Here is a 22,843-nt window from a genome sequence, read left to right as displayed (position 1 = left end):
GCTGTACGTTCGCCGCCGGGTCACCGATGGTGCTCATCGGCACGGCAGGCGCGGCGAGTACGCCGAGCGCTCCCGTCAGCCTGCCCCGCTCCGCGCCGCCTCCCACAGTGACGCCCAGTCGGGCAGCTTCACCACGCTCCGCCCGAGCGCGGCCCCGAGTTCCGCCTCGGCCCGCTCGATCGCCTGCCACCCGGACCACTCCACGGGCGTGATCCCCGCCGCCCGCAGCCCGTCGAGCGGATCGTCGGGCACGTCCCGTCGTACGAGGACGGGGGCGTCCTCCAGCAGTGAGGTCACCGTCTCCTTGGCGCAGGGCCGGTTGGTGCCGATCACCCCGGTCGGGCCCCGCTTGATCCACCCGGCCACGTACTCGCCCGGCGCCACCACACCCTCGCGCAGCACCCGCCCGGCCAGATGCGGCACGGTGCCGTGCTCCGCGTCGAACGGCAGCCCGTCGAGCGGCATCCCTCGATACCCCACCGACCGCAGCACCAGCTGCGCCTCGATCTCCTCGTACCGTCCGGTGCCCCTCACCCCGCCGTGCCCGTCCGGCTCCGTCCGCTCGAAACGCACCCCGGCCACACGGTCGCCGTCGGCGAGGAACGCGACGGGCCGCAGGAAGAACCGCAGCCCGATCCGGTGCCGGCCCTCGGCGGGGGCCGCGGAGGCCCAGCCGCGCAGCACCTCCACATTGCGGCGCTGCGGGGCGGGCAGTCCGGAGGGATCGACGTACGCCGGATCGAGCTCCAGCTCCGCCGGGTTCACGGTCACCCGGGTCTCGGGCAGGGTGCCCAGCTCGCGGAGCTCCTTGGTGGTGAAGCGCGCCTGGGACGGTCCGCGCCGACCCACCATGTGGACCTCCGCGACCTTGCTCGTGGCGAGCGCGGTCAGGGCCGCCTGCGGCATGTCGGTGGGGCTCAGCTCCGTCACACCCCGGGCCAGCATCCGGGTCACGTCCACCGCGACGTTCCCGACGCCGATCACCACAGCCGCCCGCGCCCCGAGGACGAAGCCCTCCGCCAGGGCGTCCGGGTGCGCGCTGTACCAGGACACGAACTCTGTCGCCGACCAGCTGCCCCGCAGTTCCTCGCCCGGAATCCCGAGGTGCCGGTCGGTGGCGGCGCCCACGCAGTACACCACCGCGTGGTACAGCTCCCGCAGCCGCTCGACCGGCAGCCCGCCCGGGCCGACCTCCACACCGCCCAGGAAGCGCACCCGCTCGTGCTCCAGCACGGTCCGCAGGTTGTTCTGCAACGACTTGATCTTCTCGTGGTCGGGCGCGACGCCGTACCGCACCAGGCCGTACGGGCACGGCAGCCGGTCGAGGACATCGACGCGCACCACGGGATCCTGCTGGACGAGACCCTGGGCGGAGTAGACCCCGCTGGGTCCCGAACCGACGACGGCCACACGCAGCACGGCGGAACTCCTTACGTGAGGAGATCGCTGATGCCTTCAGCATCGCACCGCGCGGCCCGCCGGGGGAGGGGGAGCGGGCGTGTGTCGCCGTACGGCGGGGCGCCGCTGCGCTGAGGGAGTGCGCTGCGCGCCGCGCCCTGCGTGCCCATTCGCCTCGCATGTGATCACGCGCTTACGTTGCGTGTGTGCTGGAAGCATCCATCCTGAATCTCTCCGGCCGGAAACGGCCGGAGGGAGTCGTCTCCGTGTGGCCCGCGTGGGAAGTGCAGGAGCACGACGCCGCCACGGCCTGGTACAACGCCCGGCTGACGTTCGCCGACGGCGCCTGCGTCGACGTACTCGCCGTGGTGTCCGAGGGGCACGTCTGCATCGAGGACGTACGTGCCCAGCCGCCCCTGTCCCTGGACGACCTGACCGACCTCGCGGACTGGATCGAGGGGCCGCTCTGCGAGGCGTGCGGAGTACGGCCCTCCTGGCCGCGCGGCGTCGAGGGGTGGCGGCTCGTCGCGGAGGAGTACCGCGCGGCACAGGAGCGGGGCATCGATCCCGTGCTCGCGGTGATGAGCGCGACGGGCCACAGTCGGCGCAGGGCGCTCAGGCTGATCGCCGGAGCACGCGACGAGGGCTTTCTGACACCTCGCCACATCCGCCGCTAGACGGGCGCGTCCCGGTGACGGCCCCGTGCGCAGGCCGTCACCGGGATCCGCCGCGAACACCGACCGGAACCGCCCCGCCCCGAGCCGCGGCCCTCATCCCATGTCGCGCATCCGGTTGATCTCGGTCGTCTGCTGCGCGATCACGTCGTCGGCCATCTCCTCGACCTGGATGTTGTTGCCCTGCGCCTTCACATCGGTGGCCATGGAGACCGCCCCCTCGTGATGCGTGATCATCAGCGTCAGGAAGAGTTCGTCGAACGCCTTCCCCTTCGCCGCGCGCAACTTCTTCAGCTGTGCCTCGGTGGCCATCCCGGGCATCGCCTCGTGCGTGTGCTCGCCCCCAGTGCTCTGCTTCTCCTCGCCGTGGGTCTTCAGCCAGCCCTCCATCGCGGAGATCTCCGGTCGCTGCGCCGCCGAGATCCGCGCGGCGAGCCGCTTCACCTGGGTCGATGCGGCGCGTGAGGGCGCGAGTTCGGTCATCTCGAGGGCCTGGGTGTGGTGCTCGATCATCATCCGCGCGTACGCGAGGTCCGCCGAGTTGGGCGAGTCGTCCTCGGCACGCCGCTTCTGCGCGTCCTCGGCGGAGAGGGTCTCCGCGGCCTCGCCCGGCTTGCCGGGGGCGATCACCGAGGGCCCGTTCGCCCTGGCGGAGCCGGCGTCACCGTCACCGTCCGAACCCGAGTCGCATCCCGCGAGGGCGAGCACGAGTACGGAGGCCATCGGTAACGCGGCGATCAGCGGTGCGCGGGACGTACGGCGAACCAACACAGTGACCTCCTGGGGCACAGGAACTGACGTGCACCTCGTGAGTGCTGATGAAGGGTTTAGCACGCTTCGGCGAGCAAGTGATCAAAAAGAATCGTTACAAGTGCATTGCCATCTGTTGATCTGTACACGACGCGGACGATACTGCGGTGATCCGTGAACCGTTCGCCTGCGAACGGCGACAAGGGAGGACACAGTGACCCTGTTGAACGACCTGTTAGCACGGCGGAGACACATGGGAGTCGCCGCCACCGCGGCGGGACTCCTGGCCGCACTGCTCACGGCCGGCCCCGCGGCTGCCACCCCCGATCCCGGGGACGTACCCGTCACTCCGGAGAAGGTCTCCCAGCGCGACGCGGCCGAGACGAGGGAGGCGATCGAAAGCGGCGAGATACCCGGACAGAACGAGATCGTCCACTCCGACAACATCAAGCACGTCACGAACATCCCCAAGGACCTGCTGCCCGGCACCAACTCGGACCTGGCCTTCCAGGGCAGATACGCCTACGCCGGCAACTACGACGGGTTCCGCATCTTCGACATCAGCAACCCGAAGGCGCCGAAGACGGTGTCCCAGGTGCTCTGCCCGGGCGCGCAGAACGACATCTCCGTCTCCGGCAACCTGCTGTTCCTGTCCACCGACTCCTCGCGCAGCGACAACTCCTGCAACAGCACCACGCAGCCCGCGACCGAGAAGTCCTCGTGGGAGGGCATGAAGGTCTTCGACATCAGCGACAAGAAGAACCCCAAGTACGTCGCCGCCGTCGAGACCGCCTGCGGCTCGCACACCCACACCCTGGTGCCCGAGCGCAGGAACGTCTACGTCTACGTCTCCTCGTACTCGCCCAACGCCGCCTTCCCCGACTGCCGGCCGCCGCACGACGGCATCTCGATCATCAAGGTGCCGCGCAAGGCGCCCGAGAAGGCGGCCGTGGTGAACTTCCCCGTGCTCTTCCCCGGTGAGGGACCGGACGGCGGCGGGAACCCCGGCGGTCCCACCAACCCGGGCGTGTCCAAGACGACCGGCTGTCACGACCTCACCGTGCTGCCCTCCAAGGACCTCGCGGCGGGCGCCTGCATGGGCGACGGCATCCTGTTCTCCATCAAGGACCCGGAGAACCCGAAGATCATCGACCAGGTCCAGGACAACGTGAACTTCTCGTTCTGGCACTCGGCGACCTTCAACCAGAAGGCCGACAAGGTCGTGTTCACCGACGAGTTGGGGGGCGGCGGCGCGGCCACCTGCAACGAGGCCATCGGGCCCAACCGGGGCGCCGACGGCATCTACGACATCACCGGCAAGGGTGACAAGCGCAAGCTAGTCTTCCGCGGCTACTTCAAGATCCCGCGCCACCAGGCGGACACCGAGAACTGCGTCGCCCACAACGGCTCGCTGATCCCGGTCAAGGGCAGGGACATCATGGTCCAGGCCTGGTACCAGGGCGGTGTCTCCGTCTGGGACTTCACCAACTCCTCCAACCCCAAGGAGATCGCCTACTTCGAGCGCGGCCCGATCGCCACGGACGCGCTGTCCTTGGGCGGCAGTTGGTCGGCGTACTACTACAACGGCTACATCTACTCGAACGACATCACCAAGGGCTTCGACGTCCTGAAGCTCAACGACCGGCGCACGGACCCGGCCAGGTGGGTCCGTCTGAACGAGCTGAACGTGCAGACACAGCCGGACTACTTCGGCTGACCGGCACTCCGGCCGCCCGTGACGCCTGCGGGCGGCCGTCCGCACGGCCCACCGGGCGGACATCCGTCGAGAAGAACCGCGACAGACACCTGTCGCACGCCCCGCCGGGCCTTTCCTTACCGGGCGGGGCACCCGATTCCTCGTCGAGGCCGTTGCGTCGGAACAGCTCGGTCCGCAACGGCACGTTGGGCAGCACCATGGCGTGGACCGCACCCATGAGCAGCGCACGCAGCAGGGCGTGGTCCCCGGCCACATCCGTGGAGCCGTGGCGGGTGACGGTGTCCCGCAGCAGTTCGCCGAGGGCCTGCTGTTCGGCGAACTGCCGTTTGCCGGGGAGCAGTACGACACCACCCGCGCGCCGATCCGGCCCGGTCCGCCATGTCCCCGAGTGCTGTCGCCTCGTGGCCGTGCTCGCCGACGAGTTCAACTGCCGTCTGCAGAAAGCCGTTCCCTTGAACGTTGCCGCAATTCTTCGTTGACCGAGGACTTGCCCGGGGACATCCTGTAACTCCTGCGTTGACTGGCTGCCGGCCAACTATACTCAGCGCCTCCGGGTGACCACCCTGAGTGGGCTCGCCCTGAGCTGCCCGTCCCGGGCCACGCGGGGGATGGTCCGGGGCGGGTGAGCAGGAGGCCGGCGGTTCGTCAGCCGACCAGGTCCAGGACCGGTCGCAGCCCGTCCGGCCGCCGGGCCGCCGGCAGATGGTCCACGAAGTGCACCGCGCAGCCAAGAGCCGCCGCACCGCCGTCCGCCCGACGGTCGTCCCCCACCATCAGTGTGTCCTCCGGGGCCACGCCCAGTGCCTCGCAGGCGAGGGTGAACAGACGCGGATCGGGCTTCTGGACGCCGTGTTCGTACGACAGCACGTACGCGTCCACGTGCGGGTCCAGTCCGTGGTGGCGGAACACCGGCCGCAGGTCCCAGCCGATGTTGCTGACCACGCCGACGGCCACCCCGCGATCGCGCAGGGCGCCGAGGACCTCGACCGCGTCCGGGTAGGGCTCCCAGGCCCCCGGGGCCATGTGCCGGTCGTACAGGGCGTCGTGGAGCTCCGGGGCGGGCAGGGACACCTGACGGGACAGGCCCGTGTACGCCGCCCGGTGCTGCTCGGCGCTCCGGTCCCGGAACGCCCACAGCTCGGCCAGTTCGCCCGCCGGCGGCTCCGAGGGGAGTGCCCCGCCCGCGAGCGCGCCCGCTCTCTCCAGAGCCTCGGCCGTACGGACCAACTCCGGCTCGGGCAGGGAGGCACCGGCCTCCGCCAGTACCGCCCGCAGCCAGGACTCGGCGGACTCGATGCGGAAAAGGGTTCCGGAGAAATCGAAGAGCACGGCCTTGGTCGTCATGAGGAAGATCTTTCGGGGCGGGCCCTTCACAGGTCAAGCAGGCCCGGCGCCATGTCCTTTCGCGCCATGCCACTTCCCGTACGACCACACCGCCAGCGTGACCGTCAGCGCCCCCAGCAGCCAGCCGCCCAGCACGTCCGACATCCAGTGCACGCCCAGCCAGACACGGGTCAGGCCGACGCCCACGACGGAGACCACGGACACGGCGAGCGCCGTGCGCCACAGGACACGCCCGGCGCCGTACAGGTGCAGCAGCCACAGGACCAGTCCGCACACCACCGTGGTGGTCAGGGCGTGCCCCGACGGGAACGCCGCGTAGTGGGCGGAGTCGACGGGGTCGGTCCACACGGGCCGCTCCCGGCCGACGGCCGCCTTGAGGCCCTGTTGCAGCAGAGTGCCGAGGGCGCAGGTGACCGCCACCCACACGGCGAGCAGCCGGGCCGCGTGTCTCCACACCAGCCAGACGACGGTGAGCGCGGCGATGACGCGCATCGTGACCGGGTCCCACACCCAGTCCGTCAGGATGCGGAACACGTGGGTCACACCGCTCTCGTCGACCGCCCAGCGGTGCGTGGTCCGCGCGATGTCGCCGTCGAGCGACATCAGCGGCTGCCAGGAGGCGGCCACCAGCAGCAGGAGCAGTACGGACGGCAGGGCGAGCGTCACGGCGGCGCGTACGGCGGGCCGGGCGCCGGGTGGGCGGGGCGGTGATTCGACGGACGCGGGGTGCATACAGCGATCCTCGCCGACTCGTGGGGCAGGAGGCCAACGCCGGGGCGTGAGATCACACTCACGTGGCGCGACGGGAACCGGAGGAGACTGCTCCACGTTCCCACGCGGCCGGGGCCCGCCGTGCCGAGTGCCCGGCTGCTACCCGAGTGCCCGCAACCCCGGTACGAATGCCACCAGTACCGGGACCACCGGAACCAGTGCGGCGGCCGCCGTCAGGCGCAGCCGGCGGGCGGCCGTGAGCCGGTCCGGGGGAGTGAGGAGCCGGTGGACGCGCTGCGGGACATGGGTCTCCGGGGCCGGGCACGGGCCGAACACGCCCCGGTCCTCGTTGAGTCCGACGAGTGCGAGGGCGGTGGTCAGACGGCCGAAGCGGCGGGACGCCATGTCGTCGGCGGCGAGTTCGACCAGACGGTGCATCTCGTCGCGGAACGCGGCGAACACGGGGACCTGCGGAAACCCGTTGGCGAGCGCGGCCGAGCAGTGCAGCAGCCAGTCGTGGCGCGCCCGCGCGTGCCCCTGCTCATGGGCGAGCACGGCGTCCAGTTGCCGGCCCTTCAGGCGCTGCAACGCGGCCGTGGTGATGACGAGTCGGGGCTCCGCCCCCGGCAGCCACCAGGCGTCCGGGCGCTCGCCCTCCAGGACGACGAGACGGTCGGTTCCGGGCCGCTCGCCCGGCAACAGGGGGGCGCGCACCAGGAGTTCGGTCCGCCGCTGCCGACGGCGCCGCCGTGCCCGTACGACCTCGCGGACCAGCATGGCCGCGGTCCACAGGCCGCCGCACGCGAGCGCCACAGCGGTCGTCGCGGCCCACGGGTGGCCCGTGCTGAGCGCGTACGCCTCCACGACCTCGTTCGGCGCCGGCGCGAACACATGGCCCCGTACGGCGGTCCAGGCGGCGGACGCGCTCAGCGTCATCGACAGGGCGCAGCACAACAGTACGGCGACGACCACGCACTGCCATGTCCACAGGGCGACCACCGGTTCGCGGTCCGGCCAGTCGGCCCGGGCGAGCAGCCGCGGGGCGACGACGGCGGTCAAGGCGCCGAGCAGCATCAGTGCCGCGGGGACCATCATGAGGCGAACCCTATGTGTGGCGCGGTCCACGGGGACATGACATCGGGCGGCAAAGTGACGCAGGCCACGGTTTCGTACACGTGGTGACGGCGGAGTCCGCTCAGAGTGCGAGCAGCATCGCGACCATCGCGATGCTCATCGACAGCCGGCACGCGCGGACCAGCTCGGGACGGTCACGCCATCCGGCGGCCCCGGCAGCTCCTGCGGCTTCCGTGCCTCCGGCCACGGCCGCCACGGGTATCAGCCGGAGCCCCGCCCACAGGACGTAGCCGGTGAAGTACAGCAGGAGCGCACCCGTCACGGCGGGCACCCCGGTGGGGCCGTGCGAGCCGTGCGGCCCGGGGGCGGCGGCCATCACCGACGCCATGTAGACCATCGCCAGCGTGCTCACCGAGTGGTGCAGATGGAGCGGGCTCGTCCGGGCCGCCCACAGCGCACGCACCGCCACCGCGCCGAACACGGCCGCGTGGACGAGCCAGGCCCAGCGCGGCGGGGTGACGACGGCGGCGGGCACGGCCATCGCCGCCATACCGAATCCCATGAGCGCCTCACCGCCGGCGGCGCGGCGCTGCTCCCCGACGGCGCTGCCCACCCGCAGCAGGCAGTAGACGCCGGTCGCCGCGCACAGCGCGAACAGCAGCCAGCCGGGCGAAGCCGGTCCGTGCACCGCGCACCTCCCCCGCTCGACGGTGTCGGACAGTCGGTCAGGGCATGCCCGGACCGTGCGGTGCGCACGCGAGCGCAAGGGGGTATGCGGGGAGCGTGCGGGGGTGTGCCGCAGACGGGGGCGGCTCAGCCGAGCTCGGGGAGCAGTGCGGGAAATGCTTCACGAGTAAAACACCTGCTAAGGTTGTCCCTCATGAGCAGCATCAGACCTCCGCGCGTGCGCCGTCTCCCGCTCTCCGGCGTGCTGCGTGTCGGGCGGCCCTCGGACATCTGGTTCAAGCCCGCACTGAGCGTCGTCGCCTCGGTCGCTCCGCCGAACCTGACTCTGGTGGCGCTCGGCCGCCTCGACCTGGCGGTGTACGCGATGGCCGGGTCGGTCTGCGCGCTCTACGCCCACAACCGCCCGTACGCCGCCCGTGCCCGGGTCCTCGCCGGAGTCGTCCTGGGCATGATCGGCGGTCTCGCCGTCGCGCTCGTCGCGGCCTCGCTGACCGACGGCGCCGTCGTGCTGGTCACCGTGGGCGCGCTGCTCGCCGCCGTGCAGAAGGCGCTGTGCGACGCGACACGCATCGGGCCGCCCGCGAACGTGATCTTCACCTTCGTCAGCTCGGCGGCCCTGTTCGCGCCCCAGACCCTGGAACAGGTCCCGGGGCATCTCGCCCTGGCCGCCGTCGCCGGAGCCTGGGCCTGGATCGTGTGCATGGCCCCCGGTCTCGTACGGCCGCACGGGCCGGAGCGCCGGGCCACGGCTCTCGCCCTCGACGCGGCCGCCGCGTACGCCGGGACGGCGGAAGCCGAGGCCAGGGCCCGGACCGCCGCTGCCGTCCGGGCTGCCTGGCAGGCGCTGCTCTCGGCCAGTGACCGCTCGGGATCCCGGCGCGCCCTGGAACGGCTGGTCGTACGGGCCGAGGTCGCGCTCGCCGCGCCCGCCGACACCGAGCCCGAGCGGCTGCGCGCCTGGGCGCGCGAGCTGCGCGGTAGCGGGCCCGTACCGCGCGTGGACGCCCTGGGGGAGGAGGCCGGCGAGCTCTTCGGCGTGGAGGCCGAACGGGCGACGCCCGCGCCCCCGGTGTGGCGCCGGCTCGGCCCGCTCGCCCCCCTCGCCGCCCGCACCGCGCTCGGCTGCGCCCTCGCCGGACACGCCTCCCTCGCGATCGGCGTGGGCCGCCCCTACTGGGCCCTCGTCACCGCCGCCTCCCTCTACCAGGCGAACACCACCCTCACCTGGAGCCGGGCCGTGCAGCGCGTCGTCGGCAACCTCGTCGGTGTGCCGGCCTTCGTGGCCGTCGCCCCACTCGCCCATCTCGGCCCGCTCGCCCTCGTACTGTGCTGCCTCGCCCTCAGCTTCGGCGCAGAGGCACTGATCAGCCGCAACTACTGGCTCGGCAGTGTCTGTGTGACCCCGCTGGCGCTGTTCGTCACCGAGTTCGCACGGCTGGAGCGGCCCGGGGAACTGATCACCGACCGGGTCGTGGACACGCTGGTCGGCGCGCTGGTGGGGTTCCTCGCGGCCGTCGCCGTCACCAACCGGCGCGCGGGCGACCGTGTCGAGCGCGCCCTCGCCGCCGTGGAGCGCGCCCGGACACACGCCGCGCGGACCGTGGCCGATGCCTCCGCCGCTCCCGGAGCCCTGGACTCCGCCCGCCGTGACCTCGCCGCCGCGCTCGTCGGTCTGCGCGCCACCGCCGACACCGCGGCGGGGGAGTGGTGGCAGCGCTCCCTGCCCGAGGAGCGGGTGGTGCGCGCCGAGCGAGCCGGACACCGTACGCTCGCCGCGACGGTACGACGACAGGGACGGCACGTTGCGGAGGACGTACGAGCATGACAGCCGGCAGTGGGTGGACGGCGACCGGGGACACGGTGGCCAAGGTGGTGCGCCAGTGGCGGACGGTCCACCCCGACCTCGACACCGCCCCCATGGAGATCATCGGCCGGGTGAACCGCTGTGCCGCACTCCTCCAGCAGGCCGAGGACGCACCGCTGCGCCGCGCCGGGCTCACCCGCCCCGAGTTCGACGTTCTCGGCACACTGCGCCGCACCGGACACGAACTGACCCCCAGTGACATCGCCCGCGAGACGTTCTCCTCGGGCGCCGCCGTCACCAAGCGCCTCAAGCTGCTGACCGAGCGGGGTCTGGTCGAACGGCGTGGTGACACCCGGGACCGCCGGGTGGCCCACGTACGGCTCACCGACGCCGGACGCGACCTCGTCGACGCGATCCTGCCCGAGCAACTCGCCTACGAGACGGCCGTGCTCTCCGGTGTCGGCACCGAGCGGCAACGCGAACTGGCCGCCGCCCTGGGCGAGCTGCTGATCCAGCTGGAGGGCAGGCTGGGGAGCCCCCGCCTCTGAGCACGGGACGCCGGCCCTCCGTACCCGCCAGGTGGACGCCGAGCACCGCGCTCTGCGGGTCCCGGAGGTGCGGGAACGTGCCGTCCACGGTTGTCATGCCGCCGAAGCCGGAGCCCTCGACGCCCCACTGCGGGTAACTGCTCACAGGGGTCGGCGTCCATCCCGAAGACACCGACGCAGAAGGCCTTCGCCTGCCCGGGAGCGCGGGTCAGCAGTTCCCCCATCCCAGCGAGCCGGGGGGCATTGAACAGTTCGGCGCCGGGGAAGGAGGGTGACTGCCCCTGACGGCCGGTGGTGGCGGACGGCGCGCGGACTCCGGTGAGCGCGGGTTTCAGAGCCCCGGCCGGTATCGCAGCGGATGGTCCGCGGGCACCTCGACGAGCACGATCTCCGTGCCGTCCGGGTCCGCGATCCACATCTCGACCAGCCCCCACGGCTCCTTCACCGGCGGCCGGCGCACCTCGACCCCGGCGGCCGTGAGCTCCTCGTACGCCGCCGTCACGTCCGCGACCTGGAGCCACAGCTTCAGCGCGGGCGACGGTGGGACGTCCGAGCGACCGGCGACCTCCAGGAAGCCGCCCCCGAGGAAGTACACGGTGCCGCGCTCGGCGCCCGTACCGAACTCGCGGTAGACGGGAAGGCCCAGCTGCTCTCCGTAGAAGGCTCGGGAGCGGTCGGGGTCGGTGGGACGCAGGAGTGTGCGGCTGCTCAGTACGTGGACCATGCATGCGGAGCCTAGTGGGCAGGAGGCTACGCTCGTCGCTGCCCGAGCCGCGCCCAAGACGCAGGAGCCGCCCCATGGACACCGCCGCCACCGGTCTGACGTTCCGCGAGGCCACCGACGCCGACGTGGACACCCTCGTCGCGCTGGTCGAATCGGCGTACCGCGGCGACTCCAGCCGGACCGGCTGGACCACGGAGGCGGACATCCTGGACGGACAGCGCACCGACCCCGAGGGCGTGCTCGCCGTCATCAAGGCCCCCGACAGCCGTCTGCTCACCGTGGAGCGCGACGGCACGGTCGTCGCCTGCTGCCAGCTCGAACACCGCGGTGACCACGCCTACTTCGGGATGTTCGCGGTCAGCCCCCGGCTCCAGGGCACCGGGCTCGGCAAGGTCATCATCGCGGAGGCCGAGAGGGCCGTGCGGGAGGAGTGGGGTGCCAGGGAGATGCACATGACCGTGATCTCCGTACGGAACGATCTCATCGCCTGGTACGAGCGGCGCGGCTATCGCCGTACGGGACGGATGACCCCCTTCCCGTACGGCGACGAGCGGTTCGGTATCCCGCGCCGTGACGACCTGCGGTTCGAGCTCCTGGTCAAGGAGCTGGTCTGACCGCGCGGCCGGGCGGGACCGTCAGGCCGTGAAGCGGCCGGTGCGCTTGATCTCCGGATAGTCGGTCGTCGCGCCGTCCAGTCCGAGGGCGCGCACCAGCCGCAGGTGGTCCTGGGTGTTCACCACCCAGCCGATGATCCTCAGGTCCGCCTTGCGGGCGTGCTCGACGGTCTCCAGCGTGAGCCGCCGGATGTTCAGGACGAGCGTGGCGGCGCCGACCGCCGTGGCGCGCTCCACGACGTCCGTGCCGTAGCGGCTGGCGACCAGCGCGGTGCGGACGCCCGGGACGAGCCGGGCGATCTCGGCGATCGCCTCGTCGTGGAAGGAGAGCACCTCCACGCGGGAGACCAGATCGCGCCGGTGCATGACCTCCGCCAGCGCCCGGGCCGCCGCCACATCCTTGATCTCCGCCTGGAGCGGCGCCTTCACCGCGTCCAGGACCTCCTCGAAGGTGGGAACGCGCTCACCGCGGCCCGCGTCCAGGGCGCGCAGCTCGGCGAGGGTCTTCTCGGCGATCGGCCCGGTGCCGTCCGTCGTGCGGTCCACGTCGGCGTCGTGCATGACGACGAGGGCGCCGTCCTTGCTCAGATGTAGGTCGAGTTCGATGACGTCGAGTCCCGCGTGCTGCGCGGCGACGAAGGAACGAAGGGTGTTCTCGGGTTCGACACCCATGATTCCGCGATGACCGATGGTGAGGAAGTTCAAGGTTGCCTCGCTTCCGTCGACGGCGGCTCGGTCCGCGTGGCCGGAAGGGAGTGCTCCACGCGGCAAGGCCGCAGCGTAGTCGTCCGGACGCGGGATGCATCCGGTCGTGCACGGGGTCGTGAGGCCGTAACGGCGCTGGAGAGCAGGAAGGTTCCGTCCCAGCCGCCGGAATCCGGTCACCCGTGAGTGGGCGAGTCGGGTCGGCGTTTGACCTCCATCACCCGAATGCCCTCGTCCCCGGCGGTCGGGAGAGCCGGGCAAGATGGAAGTTGTTGCGAGATCCGTCCATGACGGGAAAATCTACGGTTGAGCGATGGGTCTGCGGGATGACTTCCCGATCTGCGGCCTTGCGGGAATGATCCTGGCTGCATACGGTGGATCTACGCGAGGTTCTCCCGTGGAGGATGGGTCATGACGGAAATTCTTGTGCAGGCGGGCGTGGAGGGAAAGGTTCCTCCTGTGGTCAAGGTGGTGGATCACCCGGCCTGGCCCGTGCTCAAGGATGCCGTCGAGCGGATCCGTCCCTGGCAGGGCGAGGACGGCTCGATCGACTTCGACGCCGAGGGCGCACCCGACCCGTCCGACGCCGACCTGGCCGTACGACGGGTCGTCCACGCCGTCGAGGAGCTCTCGCCGCTCCTGCCGCACGACGCCCCGTACCACGAGGCGCTCGTGAAGGACCTGCGCCGCTGGGCCGACGGGGGCTTCGGAGTGCCCGACTTCCTCGACTCGCTGCTGGCCTTCCAGCCCGCGGCCGACCGCCGGGACGGCCTCCAGCACCTGGTCGTCTTCCCGATGTACACGCAGAACGGCAACCCGGACCGCAACCTCGAAGCGGTCGTCCTGCGCATGGTGTGGCCGGACTGGCTGGCCGAGCTGGAGCGCACCCGCTACGACAATCCGCTGTTCTGCGGCATCACCTTCGAGGACTTCACCACCGGCTACGACACCAACTCGGCCGTCCTCTTCCCGGAGACCATCGCCGTGCGCGAGGCCCCCGAGCGGTTCAGCTGGGGCGGTATCTTCTGTGACCGCGAGGCCGCCCGGTTCCGCCGCGTCACCGGGGCCGCCGTGGGCGTCCTCGGACTCGAACTGCCCGACGACATCCGCGAGATGGTCTGCGACCAGGACCGCTGCCAGGAGGCGTTCGTCCTGTGGGACATGGTCCACGACCGCACCCACAGCCATGGCGACCTGCCGTTCGACCCGTTCATGATCAAGCAGCGGCAGCCGTTCTGGATGTACGGCCTGGAGGAACTGCGCTGCGACCTCACCGCGTTCCGGGAGGCCGTGAAGCTGGAGGCCGACGGCTTCCCGCAGGGCCGTGACGTGCAGTTCGCGGTGCTGTTCGACCGGATGTTCCGCTTCCCCGTCACGGGTGAGCGCGTGCGCAACTACGACGGCCTCGGGGGCCAGCTCCTCTTCGCCTACCTGCACCGGCACGACGTCGTCCGCTGGACCGACAACAAGCTCTCCATCGACTGGGAGCGCGCACCCCAGGTCACCAACCAGCTGTGCGCCGAGATCGAGAAGCTGTACCGCGACGGCATCGACCGTCCCAAACTCGTCCACTGGTTCGCCGGGTACGAGCTGGTGTCCACCTACCTCGCCCCGCACCCGGGCTCCAGGTGGGCCAAGGGCCCGGACGCCCTGGACCTGAGCCAGCCGCCGCGCAAGCTCGTCGACGACGTGCTTCCGGACGAGTTTCCGCTGAGCATGTTCTATGAGGCGCTCTCCAAGAAACTCAAGAAGGTGATCGCCTCGACCCGGGGCATCACCGCGGAGGGCGTCCAGCGGGTCGCCGCGTGAGCGGCAGCGCCCACCACACTGCTCAGGAGGCGAGGACCATGGGGAACGGGGCGCTCAACGGCGCGGTGATCGCGGTGGCAGGCGCGGGCGGACCCGCCGGCCGGGCCGCACTGATGCGGCTCGCCGACGAGGGTGCGATCGTCATCGGCTCGGACAACGACCCGGAGCGGCTCGCCGAGGCCGTGGACGCGGCACGCTACGCGTACGGCGGCGCCACGGTCATCGGGGACACGGTCGACCTGCTCGACCCGCAGTCGACTCGTGACTGGGCCACCCATATCGAGAAGGACTTCGGCCGCGTCGACGGCCTGGTCCACCTCGTCGGCGGCTGGCGCGGCAGCGAGACCTTCACCAGGACGAACCTCGACGACTGGGACCTGCTGGAGTTGCTGCTCATCCGCACCGTGCAGCACACCTCCCTCGCCTTCCACGAGGCGCTCCAGCACAGCGACCGCGGCCGGTACGTCCTGATCAGCGCGGCGGGGGCGAGCAGGCCCACCGCGGGCAACGCCGCCTACGCCGCCGCCAAGGCCGCCGCCGAGGCGTGGACGCTGGCCCTGGCCGACTACTTCCGCAAGGCCGGGAGGGGGGAGGGCGCCGAGGGGCCCACGTCGGCGGCTGCCATCCTGGTGGTGAAGGCGTTGGTGCACGACGCGATGCGCGCCGAGCGCCCCAACGCGAAGTTCGCGGGTTTCACCGACGTCAAGGATCTGGCCGAGGCCATCGTCGACGTCTGGCGGCGGCCCGCCACCGAAGTGAACGGGAACCGTCTGTGGCTGACCGAGAAGCCGTGAACCCCCCGAGGACCGACGCACGTCGCCATCACGACCCCGAGTCCCGCGGTTTCGCCAGTGACAACTACGCGGGGGCCCACCCCGAGGTGCTCGCAGCGCTGGCCCTGGCCAACGGCGGGCACCAGGTGGCGTACGGCGAGGACGCGTACACCGAGAACCTCCAGCGGATCATCCGCAGTCACTTCGGCGCGACCGCGGAGGCGTTCCCGGTCTTCAACGGCACCGGCGCCAACGTCGTCGCGCTCCAGGCGGTCACCGACCGCTGGGGCGCGGTGATCTGCGCCGAGAGCTCCCACATCAACGTCGACGAGGGCGGCGCGCCGGAGCGCATGGGCGGCATCAAACTGCTCCCGGTGCCCACGCCCGACGGCAAGCTCACGCCCGAACTGATCGACCGGCAGGCATACGGCTGGGAGGACGAGCACCGTGCGATGCCGCAGGTCGTCTCGATCACCCAGAGCACCGAACTCGGCACCCTCTACACGCCCGACGAGATCCGGGCGATCTGCGAGCACGCCCACGCCCACGGCATGAAGGTGCACCTGGACGGCTCCCGGATAGCGAACGCGGCCGCCGCGCTGAACGTGCCGATGCGGACGTTCACCAACGCCGTCGGCGTCGACATCCTGTCGCTGGGCGGGACGAAGAACGGCGCCCTGTTCGGCGAGGCGGTCGTCGTCATCAACCAGGACGCCGTCAGTCATATGAAGCACCTGCGCAAGCTGTCCATGCAGCTCGCCTCCAAGATGCGGTTCGTCTCCGTGCAGTTGGAGGCCCTGCTCGCCAAGGACCTGTGGCTGCGCAACGCCCGGCACGCCAACGAGATGGCCCAGCGGCTCGCCGAGGGCGTACGCGCGGTCCACGGCGTGGAGATCCTCCACCCGGTGCAGGCCAACGGGGTCTTCGCACGCCTCCCGCACGATGTGAGCGAGCGGCTGCAGAAGCGCTTCCGCTTCTACTTCTGGGACGAGGCGGCGGGCGACGTCCGCTGGATGTGCGCGTTCGACACGACCGAGGAGGACGTGGACACGTTCGTCGCGGCGCTCAAGGAGGAGATGGCGCGCTAGCGACGGGCCGACTGCCGACTGTTGCATAGATATACGGTCACTCGAAAAGTCATTGACGCTCGGGTGATCGTATTCCTATGCTCTACAGGCATGCAGCTGATCCAGGAAACCCCTGACCTCTCCGCGTATTTGGCCGCTGACGAGGTCATCGACCATGATCACCCGCTGGTGCGGGAGACGGCCGCGCGGCTCGCCAGGGGAGTGGAGGACTCGTATGCCTATGCGCGGGCCGCGTTCGAGTTCGTACGTGACACCATCCCCCACTCACAGGACTCGGGGGACCCGCGCGTCACCTGGCGCGCCTCCGACGTCCTGGAGCAGGGCACGGGCATCTGCTACGCCAAGGCCCACGCTCTGGCCGCGCTGCTGCGGGTCGAGGACATCCCGACCGCGCTCTGCTACCAGCGGCTGACCCATGACGACGGCACCGGGCATGTGGTGCACGGCCTGGTCGCCGTACGGTTCAACGGGGCCTGGCACCGGCAGGACCCGCGCGGCAACAAGCCGGGTGTGGACGCGCGGTTCTCCCTCAAGGGGGAGCGGCCGGCCTTCGTGGCGGACCCGAAGGCCGGCGAGGTGGACTATCCGGTCCTGTACGCCAGGTCCCACCCGGTCGTGCTGAGCGCCCTCAGGGCCGCACCCGACCGGCCGTACCTCTGGAGGACGCTCCCCACCGCACTCTGAGACGGGCTCCCGGTCAGAGGGCGTCCGCCGCGCGGACCTCTTCCGGGGTCGGAGCGGTGCCGCCCAGGTGGGCGGGCATCCACCAGGTGTCGTCCGGACCCTTCGGGCGTACGGGGTAGGCGCGCTGGGCGGCCTCCAGCAGCTCCTGGACGCGCTCGCGCACCTGACGGGTGATCGCGCCCGCGTACTTGTCCTTGGACGCCTCGATGGCCTCACCCACACGGATGGTGATGGGGGTGTGGCTGCGCTTGAAGTTGCGCGGGTGGCCCTTGGTCCACAGGCGCTGCGTGCCCCACAGTGCCATCGGCACGATCGGGACGCCCGCCTCCTGGGCCAGGCGGGCGGCACCCGACTTGAAGGTCTTCAGCGTGAAGGAGCGGGAGATCGTGGCCTCGGGGAAGACGCCCACGATCTCACCGGACTTCAGCGAGTCCAGCGCGTGCGCGTACGCCGCCTCGCCCGCGTTCCGGTCCACGGGGATGTGCTTCATGCCCCGCATCAGCGGACCGGAGATCTTGTGCCGGAACACCGACTCCTTGGCCATGAAGCGCACCAGACGCTTCTGCGGCAGCGCGGCGAGACCGTCGAAGATGAAGTCCAGATAGCTGATGTGATTGCTCACCAGCACGGCGCCGCCCGACCGCGGGATGTTCTCCGAGCCCTTGCAGTCGATCTTCAGGTCCCAAGCCTTGAACAGCGTGAGGGCAAGGCCGACGACGGGGCGGTACACAAGCTCAGCCATAGGACGGGGTGGACCCTTCTCTCTGCCAGGGAAGGGACTCCCGGCGGGGAAGTTACGCAGCCGTAGGTTTACGGCATCTCGCAGATGGTGCCCCAAGAACGGGCGGGGAGCCAGCCCTGGCGCTTCCGAACGGCGAGATTCTCGTCACGTCCGCCGACGGAACCCCTTCGGCTCAACTCTCCTTTACTCCGCGCGTACCGCCAGTCGCCGGACGAGCAGGTACATCTCGCATCCGAGGCAGTGCCCGAACGCGGAGTTCAGGAACGCCGCCGCGAGCGCCGCCCCGGTCGCCGCGAGCCCCAGCCACTGCGGCCCCGCGGCGAAACCGACGAGCCCCACGGCCGCGAAGACCAGCCCGACCGCCTGGGAGAACCGCGGCGGCTCCGGCGCCTCGAACTCGGTGGGCGGCCCGAGCCGCGGCCGTACGGCTTTCCGGAACAGCCAGCCGTACGGCGACCGCCCCACCCCGCCCGCGGCGCCCAGCGCGAACGCGAGCGTCTGCCAGGCCAGCAGCCAGGCGCTGCCCGTGATCAGAACGACCGCCAGAACCACGGTCGTCACGGCCGCCCCGAAGCGCGGCCCCCTGACGTCGATGTCCATGAACCAAGCATTCCGCATCGGGAACGCCGCCGGGAGCGGGGAATCTTTGCAGTCTCGTGAACGCTGAAACGGGCGATGACCGGACTGGTGGTGTGCGTGGTGGTGCTCGTGGTGGCGAGCGCCTTCGGAGTGCTGCAACGGCGGCGGAGCGGGAGAGTCGGAGTGCGCGGGCGGGACGGCGGCAAGCAGCTCGGTGCGGCGGAGCTGGGGCAGGACCTCGGCCACCGGGCCACACTCGTCCAGTTCTCCAGTGCGTTCTGCGCGCCCTGCCGGGCCACCCGTCGGGTGCTCACCGAAGTCGCCGGGATGGTCCCCGGCGTCTCCCATGTGGAGATCGACGCCGAGCGGCACCTCGACCTCGTGCGCCGGCTGGAGATCCTCAAGACACCCACCGTGCTCGTCCTCGACGCGGACGGGCGGATCGTACGGCGGGCCACCGGACAGCCGCGCAAAGCGGACGTGATCGCGGCGCTCGGCGAGGCCGTGTGATCCCGCGCCGGCCTGTTGCGGCCCTGGTCCGGCGCTGTTCGAACGTGATGGTGATCCAGCTCGCAGAGGGTCGGGCGCACTTGACTGCACGCGCCACCTATCGTCAACCTGACCGTATGCCCCCGGAACCCCTTCTCCCCGAGCGTGACCACATGCGGACCGCGGCCCTCGCCCGCACGGCGAGTGAGCGCTGTCCGGGCTCTTGAGCAGCAATGGACCCTCCCCCGCTCCTGGGCCTCGCCCGAGCGGGGGCACCCACGTCGCCTCCCGGAGAAGGGCAACTCCATGACGGCCACCCCCGGCCTCGGCACCCCTCGACTCGCCTCGCCCGATCTGCTGCGCTCCGTCTTCCGGCGGCACGCGGCCGGCGTGGCCGTGATCACGGCACAGCGCGGCGACACGCCCGTCGGCTTCACCGCCACCTCGCTCGCCTCGGTCTCCGCGGAGCCCCCGCTGCTCTCCTTCGGCATCGGCACCAGGGCCTCCAGCTGGCCGGCGATCTCCGAGGCCGGGCATGTCGGCGTGCACATACTCGGCGAGCACCAGCGGGAGCTGGCCGCCACGTTCGCCCGCAGCGGCGCCGACCGGTTCGGGCCGGGCACCGGATGGAGTACGGGGCCCGAGGGCGTGCCCGTGCTGGACGGCGTCCTCGCCTGGCTGGTCTGCCGGGTGGTGGCGCGGGTCCCCGCGGGCGACCATCGCATCGTCCTGGCCGAGCTCGTCGCCGGTGATCCCGAAGGTGTGGGCCACCCGCTGGTGTACCACCAGGGCGGGTTCCACGGACTGCGCGACTGACCCTACTGGTCGGTTACTCAGCGTTGCCAAGCTCACAGTTCAAAGCGCTTGCTCAGTGGGCATCCAAGGGGTGTACTGACGAGTAATATTTCGTTGGGAGCGCGGGTCGCCCCGACAGGGATCGGCCGCTTCAGGCGCCTATGCTGCCTGCAGGCAGCAGCCCAGAAATGACGATGCAGTAGGAGAGCCGGCGTGAGCTTGAGGATCGTTGTCACCGTGAAGTACGTGCCCGACGCCACTGGCGACCGGCACTTCGCCGATGACCTGACCGTCGACCGGGACGACGTGGACGGTCTGCTCTCCGAGCTCGACGAGTACGCGGTGGAGCAGGCGCTGCAGATCTCCGAGAACTCCGACGACGACGTGGAGATCACCGTGCTCACGGTGGGCCCGGAGGACGCCAAGGACGCGCTGCGCAAGGCGCTGTCCATGGGCGCCGACAAGGCCGTCCACGTGGAGGACGACGACCTGCACGGCACCGACGCCATCGGTACCTCGCTGGTGCTGGCCAAGGCGATCGAGAAGGCCGGTTACGACCTGGTGATCTCCGGTATGGCGTCCACCGACGGCACGATGGGTGTCGTACCGGCGCTGCTGGCCGAGCGTCTGGGTGTCCCGCAGGTCACGCTGCTGTCCGAGGTCTCCGTCGAGGACGGGACCGTGAAGGGCCGCCGGGACGGTGACGCGGCGTCCGAGCAGCTGGAGGCCTCCCTGCCGGCCGTGGTGTCGGTGACCGACCAGTCGGGTGAGGCGCGCTACCCGTCCTTCAAGGGCATCATGGCGGCCAAGAAGAAGCCGGTTCAGTCCTGGGACCTGTCCGACCTGGACCTGGAGGCCGAGGAGGTCGGTCTGGAGGGCGCCTACACGGTCGTCGACTCCGCGGCCGAGCGCCCGGCGCGTACCGCCGGCACGATCGTCAAGGACGAGGGCGAGGGCGGCAAGCAGCTCGCTGAGTTCCTCGCGGGCCAGAAGTTCATCTGACGGCCCCGCAGTTCGCCGACCGCCCCGCACACTTCGCAAGCAGGAGAGAAGAAGTCCCATGGCTGAAGTCCTCGTCTACGTCGACCACGTGGACGGTGCCGTCCGCAAGCCCACCCTGGAGCTGCTGACTCTGGCCCGCCGCGTCGGCGAGCCCGTCGCCGTCGCCCTCGGAGGCGGCGCGGCCGACACCGCCGCCACGCTCGCCGAGCACGGCGCGGTGAAGGTCCTCACGCACGACGCGTCCGAGTACGCGGACTACCTGGTCGTACCGAAGGTGGACGCGCTGCAGGCCGCGTACGAGGCCGTCTCCCCGGCCGCCGTGCTGGTCCCGTCCTCCGCGGAGGGCAAGGAGATCGCCGCCCGTCTGGCGCTGCGTATCGGCTCGGGCATCATCACCGACGCCGTCGACCTGGAGGCCGGCGACGAGGGCCCGGTGGCCACGCAGTCGGTGTTCGCCGCGTCGTTCACCACCAAGTCCCGTGTCTCCAAGGGCACCCCGGTCATCACGGTCAAGCCCAACAGCGCGGCCGTCGAGGCCGCTCCGGCCGCCGGTGCGGTCGAGGCCCTGGCGGTGACCTTCTCGGAGAAGGCCACCGGTACGAAGGTCACCGCCCGCACCGCCCGTGAGTCGACCGGGCGTCCGGAGCTGACCGAGGCCGCGATCGTGGTCTCCGGCGGCCGTGGCGTCAACGGCGCGGAGAACTTCGCGATCATCGAGGCGCTCGCCGACTCCCTCGGCGCGGCCGTGGGTGCCTCGCGTGCCGCGGTGGACGCCGGCTGGTACCCGCACTCCAACCAGGTCGGCCAGACCGGCAAGAGCGTGTCGCCGCAGCTGTACATCGCCTCCGGTATCTCCGGCGCGATCCAGCACCGTGCCGGTATGCAGACCTCGAAGACGATCGTGGCGGTCAACAAGGACGCCGAGGCCCCGATCTTCGACCTGGTCGACTACGGCGTGGTCGGCGACCTCTTCGACGTCGTCCCCCAGCTGACCGAGGAGATCAAGGCCCGCAAGGGCTGATCCCACCCGGCGTACGAGGCCCTCGTGACCGCGCAGGCGGTCGCGAGGGCCTCGGCGTGTTCCCGGGACGCCGCTCAGCCCAGGGTCAGCGAGGCCTGCACCGGCAGGTGGTCGCTCGGGTACATCCCGTCGATGGAGAAGGTGTTCATCGCCGCCCAGTGCGTGGTCACCCCGGGTGTGGTGAGGATCCAGTCGATGCGTCTGCCGCCCGGTCTCGGCGGCTCGTAGCCGTGGTGCGTCCCGTACACCGGACTGCGCGAGCCCGCCTCGTCCCACGAGTCCACCAGCCCGGCGCCCAGCATCAGGTCGTACACCCGGTTCCTGTGGGCCGCCGCGTTGAAGTCGCCGGTGACGATGATCGGCAGTGAGCGGTCGAACCCGGCTATCGTCTCGCTGATGAGCTTCGCGGCGCGCTCGCGCGCGTACTGGCTCACGCTGTCCAGATGGGTGTTGAGCGCGTAGAACTCCCGTCCCCCGTCGGCGAGATCGGCGAAGCGCACCCAGGTCACCATGCGCAGCCAGTCCGCACCCCAGGTGTTGGAGGCGATCTTGTAAGGGGTGTCGGAGAGCCAGAAGTGATCGAACTCGATCGGCTCCAGTCTGCGGGTGTCGTAGAAGATCGCCATGAACTCGTCCTTGCTGCCGCCCCCGCGACCGGTGCCGATCCAGTCGTAGTGCCCGCCGAGATCCTTCTCGATCATGCGCAGCTGCTGGTAGAGGCCCTCCTGGGTGCCGATGAGATGGGGGCGCTCGCGGCGCAGCAGCTCCCGCATCACCGGGCGGCGCACGGACCAGCGTGGGGTGCTGTCGACGACGGTCGCGAAGCGCACGTTGAACGTCATGACGTCCAGCGCGCCCGCGTGCTCGCCGGCCGCAGCGGGCAGCGTGGACCCGGCGGTGGTGAGCAGTGGCACGGCGATGGCGGCGGCTGCCGCGGTCCTCAGGCCTTGGCGGCGCGTCACTCGTGCGTCGTTCGGCACGCGGTGTCCTCCTTTTTGGGACTCAGGATGAAGGCTGTGTACTGCAATACGGAAGAAGACGGTGCGATAGCAGTGATCATGGCGAATTGCACGTCGGGTGGGGGTGAAGAGGAGCGAGAGCCGATGGGTGC

24 protein-coding genes and 1 pseudogene are annotated in these 22,843 nt (G+C 70.8%); 13 read left to right on the top strand and 12 right to left on the bottom strand.

Annotation, left to right across the window (positions count from 1 at the left end; genetic code table 11):
- Positions 1 to 75: 75 nt before the first annotated feature.
- Complete coding sequence (locus FNH04_RS17940) at positions 76 to 1,419, bottom strand: FAD-dependent oxidoreductase (protein ID WP_322723237.1); 1,344 nt, start codon at positions 1,417 to 1,419, stop codon at positions 76 to 78.
- 185 nt (positions 1,420 to 1,604) lie between these two features.
- Between FNH04_RS17940 and FNH04_RS17935 the strand changes: the two genes are divergently transcribed.
- Positions 1,605 to 2,075, top strand: coding sequence for a DUF6214 family protein (locus FNH04_RS17935; protein ID WP_322723236.1), 471 nt, complete (start codon positions 1,605 to 1,607; stop codon positions 2,073 to 2,075).
- 93 nt (positions 2,076 to 2,168) lie between these two features.
- Here the strand turns inward: FNH04_RS17935 and FNH04_RS17930 are convergent, their stop codons facing one another.
- Entirely contained in the window at positions 2,169 to 2,843 is a 675-nt protein-coding gene (locus FNH04_RS17930; protein WP_322723235.1) for a DUF305 domain-containing protein, read from the bottom strand.
- Positions 2,844 to 3,036: 193 nt separating this feature from the next.
- Here FNH04_RS17930 and FNH04_RS17925 point away from each other — a divergent pair, with 193 nt between their 5' ends.
- Positions 3,037 to 4,539, top strand: a complete 1,503-nt coding sequence (locus FNH04_RS17925) for an LVIVD repeat-containing protein (RefSeq protein WP_322723234.1) — start codon at positions 3,037 to 3,039, stop codon at positions 4,537 to 4,539.
- Here FNH04_RS17925 and FNH04_RS47680 read toward each other — a convergent pair.
- From FNH04_RS47680 to FNH04_RS17900, 5 genes and pseudogenes are all read right to left on the bottom strand, one after another.
- A pseudogene (locus FNH04_RS47680) lies at positions 4,457 to 5,040 on the bottom strand (hypothetical protein). The gene FNH04_RS17925 and the pseudogene FNH04_RS47680 sit on opposite strands and share 83 nt — an antisense overlap.
- Positions 5,041 to 5,184: 144 nt before the next feature.
- The gene (locus tag FNH04_RS17915; RefSeq protein WP_152785396.1) at positions 5,185 to 5,883 is read right to left on the bottom strand and encodes an HAD family hydrolase; all 699 of its coding nucleotides are present in this window, start codon (positions 5,881 to 5,883) and stop codon (positions 5,185 to 5,187) included.
- A 33-nt stretch (positions 5,884 to 5,916) separates the two neighbouring features.
- Positions 5,917 to 6,615 carry a phosphatase PAP2 family protein gene (locus tag FNH04_RS17910; RefSeq protein ID WP_152785394.1) on the bottom strand — a complete coding sequence of 233 codons (699 nt, stop codon included), beginning with the start codon at positions 6,613 to 6,615 and terminating at the stop codon, positions 5,917 to 5,919.
- Between the two features lie 138 nt (positions 6,616 to 6,753).
- Positions 6,754 to 7,689, bottom strand: a complete 936-nt coding sequence (locus FNH04_RS17905; protein ID WP_152785392.1) for a M56 family metallopeptidase — start codon at positions 7,687 to 7,689, stop codon at positions 6,754 to 6,756.
- Between the two features lie 100 nt (positions 7,690 to 7,789).
- Positions 7,790 to 8,356, bottom strand: a complete 567-nt coding sequence (locus FNH04_RS17900) for a DUF5134 domain-containing protein (RefSeq protein WP_322723233.1) — start codon at positions 8,354 to 8,356, stop codon at positions 7,790 to 7,792.
- Positions 8,357 to 8,548: 192 nt separating this feature from the next.
- Between FNH04_RS17900 and FNH04_RS17895 the strand changes: the two genes are divergently transcribed.
- Both FNH04_RS17895 and FNH04_RS17890 read left to right on the top strand, forming a co-directional pair.
- A complete protein-coding gene (locus FNH04_RS17895) occupies positions 8,549 to 10,180 on the top strand; it encodes an FUSC family protein (protein ID WP_152785390.1) in 1,632 nt (543 codons plus the stop codon).
- Positions 10,177 to 10,707 (top strand): MarR family winged helix-turn-helix transcriptional regulator, encoded by a 531-nt coding sequence (locus tag FNH04_RS17890; protein ID WP_152785388.1) that lies wholly within the window; start codon positions 10,177 to 10,179, stop codon positions 10,705 to 10,707. Before FNH04_RS17895 ends, FNH04_RS17890 begins: the two co-directional genes overlap by 4 nt.
- 331 nt (positions 10,708 to 11,038) lie before the next feature.
- Here FNH04_RS17890 and FNH04_RS17880 read toward each other — a convergent pair whose 3' ends face one another.
- Positions 11,039 to 11,431, bottom strand: coding sequence for a VOC family protein (locus FNH04_RS17880; protein WP_152785386.1), 393 nt, complete (start codon positions 11,429 to 11,431; stop codon positions 11,039 to 11,041).
- 74 nt (positions 11,432 to 11,505) lie between these two features.
- Between FNH04_RS17880 and FNH04_RS17875 the strand changes: the two genes are divergently transcribed.
- Positions 11,506 to 12,045, top strand: coding sequence for a GNAT family N-acetyltransferase (locus FNH04_RS17875; protein ID WP_386574559.1), 540 nt, complete (start codon positions 11,506 to 11,508; stop codon positions 12,043 to 12,045).
- A 21-nt stretch (positions 12,046 to 12,066) separates the two neighbouring features.
- Here the strand turns inward: FNH04_RS17875 and FNH04_RS17870 are convergent, their stop codons facing one another.
- Positions 12,067 to 12,750, bottom strand: a complete 684-nt coding sequence (locus FNH04_RS17870) for a glycerophosphodiester phosphodiesterase (RefSeq protein ID WP_152785382.1) — start codon at positions 12,748 to 12,750, stop codon at positions 12,067 to 12,069.
- 411 nt (positions 12,751 to 13,161) lie between these two features.
- Here FNH04_RS17870 and FNH04_RS17865 point away from each other — a divergent pair, with 411 nt between their 5' ends.
- The 4 genes from FNH04_RS17865 to FNH04_RS17850 all read left to right on the top strand — a co-directional run bounded on the left by FNH04_RS17865 (position 13,162) and on the right by FNH04_RS17850 (position 17,104).
- On the top strand, positions 13,162 to 14,559 hold the full coding sequence (locus FNH04_RS17865; RefSeq protein ID WP_152785380.1) for a DUF6421 family protein: 1,398 nt from the start codon (positions 13,162 to 13,164) through the stop codon (positions 14,557 to 14,559).
- A gap of 38 nt (positions 14,560 to 14,597) precedes the next feature.
- Positions 14,598 to 15,353 (top strand): SDR family NAD(P)-dependent oxidoreductase, encoded by a 756-nt coding sequence (locus tag FNH04_RS17860; protein WP_152785378.1) that lies wholly within the window; start codon positions 14,598 to 14,600, stop codon positions 15,351 to 15,353.
- Positions 15,350 to 16,420 (top strand): threonine aldolase family protein, encoded by a 1,071-nt coding sequence (locus tag FNH04_RS17855; protein WP_322723232.1) that lies wholly within the window; start codon positions 15,350 to 15,352, stop codon positions 16,418 to 16,420. Before FNH04_RS17860 ends, FNH04_RS17855 begins: the two co-directional genes overlap by 4 nt.
- A 90-nt stretch (positions 16,421 to 16,510) precedes the next feature.
- Positions 16,511 to 17,104, top strand: coding sequence for a transglutaminase-like domain-containing protein (locus FNH04_RS17850; RefSeq protein WP_152785376.1), 594 nt, complete (start codon positions 16,511 to 16,513; stop codon positions 17,102 to 17,104).
- A 13-nt stretch (positions 17,105 to 17,117) separates the two neighbouring features.
- On the opposite strand, the gene FNH04_RS17845 is transcribed toward FNH04_RS17850, so the two are convergent.
- Both FNH04_RS17845 and FNH04_RS17840 read right to left on the bottom strand, forming a co-directional pair.
- The gene (locus FNH04_RS17845; protein ID WP_152785374.1) at positions 17,118 to 17,846 is read right to left on the bottom strand and encodes a lysophospholipid acyltransferase family protein; all 729 of its coding nucleotides are present in this window, start codon (positions 17,844 to 17,846) and stop codon (positions 17,118 to 17,120) included.
- 183 nt (positions 17,847 to 18,029) lie between these two features.
- Entirely contained in the window at positions 18,030 to 18,446 is a 417-nt protein-coding gene (locus tag FNH04_RS17840; protein WP_152785372.1) for a DUF4395 domain-containing protein, read from the bottom strand.
- Between the two features lie 75 nt (positions 18,447 to 18,521).
- Between FNH04_RS17840 and FNH04_RS17835 the strand changes: the two genes are divergently transcribed.
- From FNH04_RS17835 to FNH04_RS17820, 4 genes are all read left to right on the top strand, one after another.
- Complete coding sequence (locus FNH04_RS17835) at positions 18,522 to 18,935, top strand: TlpA family protein disulfide reductase (protein WP_152785370.1); 414 nt, start codon at positions 18,522 to 18,524, stop codon at positions 18,933 to 18,935.
- 285 nt (positions 18,936 to 19,220) lie between these two features.
- On the top strand, positions 19,221 to 19,730 hold the full coding sequence (locus tag FNH04_RS17830; RefSeq protein ID WP_152785369.1) for a flavin reductase family protein: 510 nt from the start codon (positions 19,221 to 19,223) through the stop codon (positions 19,728 to 19,730).
- A gap of 192 nt (positions 19,731 to 19,922) precedes the next feature.
- Positions 19,923 to 20,711, top strand: coding sequence for an electron transfer flavoprotein subunit beta/FixA family protein (locus FNH04_RS17825; RefSeq protein ID WP_322723231.1), 789 nt, complete (start codon positions 19,923 to 19,925; stop codon positions 20,709 to 20,711).
- Between the two features lie 58 nt (positions 20,712 to 20,769).
- A complete protein-coding gene (locus FNH04_RS17820) occupies positions 20,770 to 21,732 on the top strand; it encodes an electron transfer flavoprotein subunit alpha/FixB family protein (protein WP_152785367.1) in 963 nt (320 codons plus the stop codon).
- A 74-nt stretch (positions 21,733 to 21,806) separates the two neighbouring features.
- Here FNH04_RS17820 and FNH04_RS17815 read toward each other — a convergent pair whose 3' ends face one another.
- Complete coding sequence (locus tag FNH04_RS17815; RefSeq protein ID WP_322723230.1) at positions 21,807 to 22,712, bottom strand: endonuclease/exonuclease/phosphatase family protein; 906 nt, start codon at positions 22,710 to 22,712, stop codon at positions 21,807 to 21,809.
- Positions 22,713 to 22,843: the final 131 nt, after the last annotated feature.

This window comes from Streptomyces phyllanthi (assembly GCF_009377205.1).
In the GTDB taxonomy this organism is placed as follows: domain Bacteria; phylum Actinomycetota; class Actinomycetes; order Streptomycetales; family Streptomycetaceae; genus Streptomyces; species Streptomyces phyllanthi.
Note: the sequence above shows the minus strand (reverse complement) of the source record. Positions and strands in the feature narration are given on the sequence as shown.

What these genes read in the sequence shown, in the direction of transcription:
- FNH04_RS17875 (WP_386574559.1), top strand. Translation starts at nt 11,506, where the DNA reads ATGGACACCGCCGCCACCGGTCTGACGTTCCGCGAGGCCACCGACGCC.
- FNH04_RS17865 (WP_152785380.1), top strand. Translation starts at nt 13,162, where the DNA reads ATGACGGAAATTCTTGTGCAGGCGGGCGTGGAGGGAAAGGTTCCTCCT.
- FNH04_RS17895 (WP_152785390.1), top strand. Translation starts at nt 8,549, where the DNA reads ATGAGCAGCATCAGACCTCCGCGCGTGCGCCGTCTCCCGCTCTCCGGC.
- FNH04_RS17850 (WP_152785376.1), top strand. Translation starts at nt 16,511, where the DNA reads ATGCAGCTGATCCAGGAAACCCCTGACCTCTCCGCGTATTTGGCCGCT.
- FNH04_RS17840 (WP_152785372.1), bottom strand. Translation starts at nt 18,446, where the DNA reads ATGGACATCGACGTCAGGGGGCCGCGCTTCGGGGCGGCCGTGACGACC.
- FNH04_RS17820 (WP_152785367.1), top strand. Translation starts at nt 20,770, where the DNA reads ATGGCTGAAGTCCTCGTCTACGTCGACCACGTGGACGGTGCCGTCCGC.
- FNH04_RS17905 (WP_152785392.1), bottom strand. Translation starts at nt 7,689, where the DNA reads ATGATGGTCCCCGCGGCACTGATGCTGCTCGGCGCCTTGACCGCCGTC.
- FNH04_RS17890 (WP_152785388.1), top strand. Translation starts at nt 10,177, where the DNA reads ATGACAGCCGGCAGTGGGTGGACGGCGACCGGGGACACGGTGGCCAAG.
- FNH04_RS17835 (WP_152785370.1), top strand. Translation starts at nt 18,522, where the DNA reads ATGACCGGACTGGTGGTGTGCGTGGTGGTGCTCGTGGTGGCGAGCGCC.
- FNH04_RS17880 (WP_152785386.1), bottom strand. Translation starts at nt 11,431, where the DNA reads ATGGTCCACGTACTGAGCAGCCGCACACTCCTGCGTCCCACCGACCCC.
- FNH04_RS17845 (WP_152785374.1), bottom strand. Translation starts at nt 17,846, where the DNA reads ATGGCTGAGCTTGTGTACCGCCCCGTCGTCGGCCTTGCCCTCACGCTG.
- FNH04_RS17860 (WP_152785378.1), top strand. Translation starts at nt 14,598, where the DNA reads ATGGGGAACGGGGCGCTCAACGGCGCGGTGATCGCGGTGGCAGGCGCG.
- FNH04_RS17910 (WP_152785394.1), bottom strand. Translation starts at nt 6,615, where the DNA reads ATGCACCCCGCGTCCGTCGAATCACCGCCCCGCCCACCCGGCGCCCGG.
- FNH04_RS17915 (WP_152785396.1), bottom strand. Translation starts at nt 5,883, where the DNA reads ATGACGACCAAGGCCGTGCTCTTCGATTTCTCCGGAACCCTTTTCCGC.
- FNH04_RS17830 (WP_152785369.1), top strand. Translation starts at nt 19,221, where the DNA reads ATGACGGCCACCCCCGGCCTCGGCACCCCTCGACTCGCCTCGCCCGAT.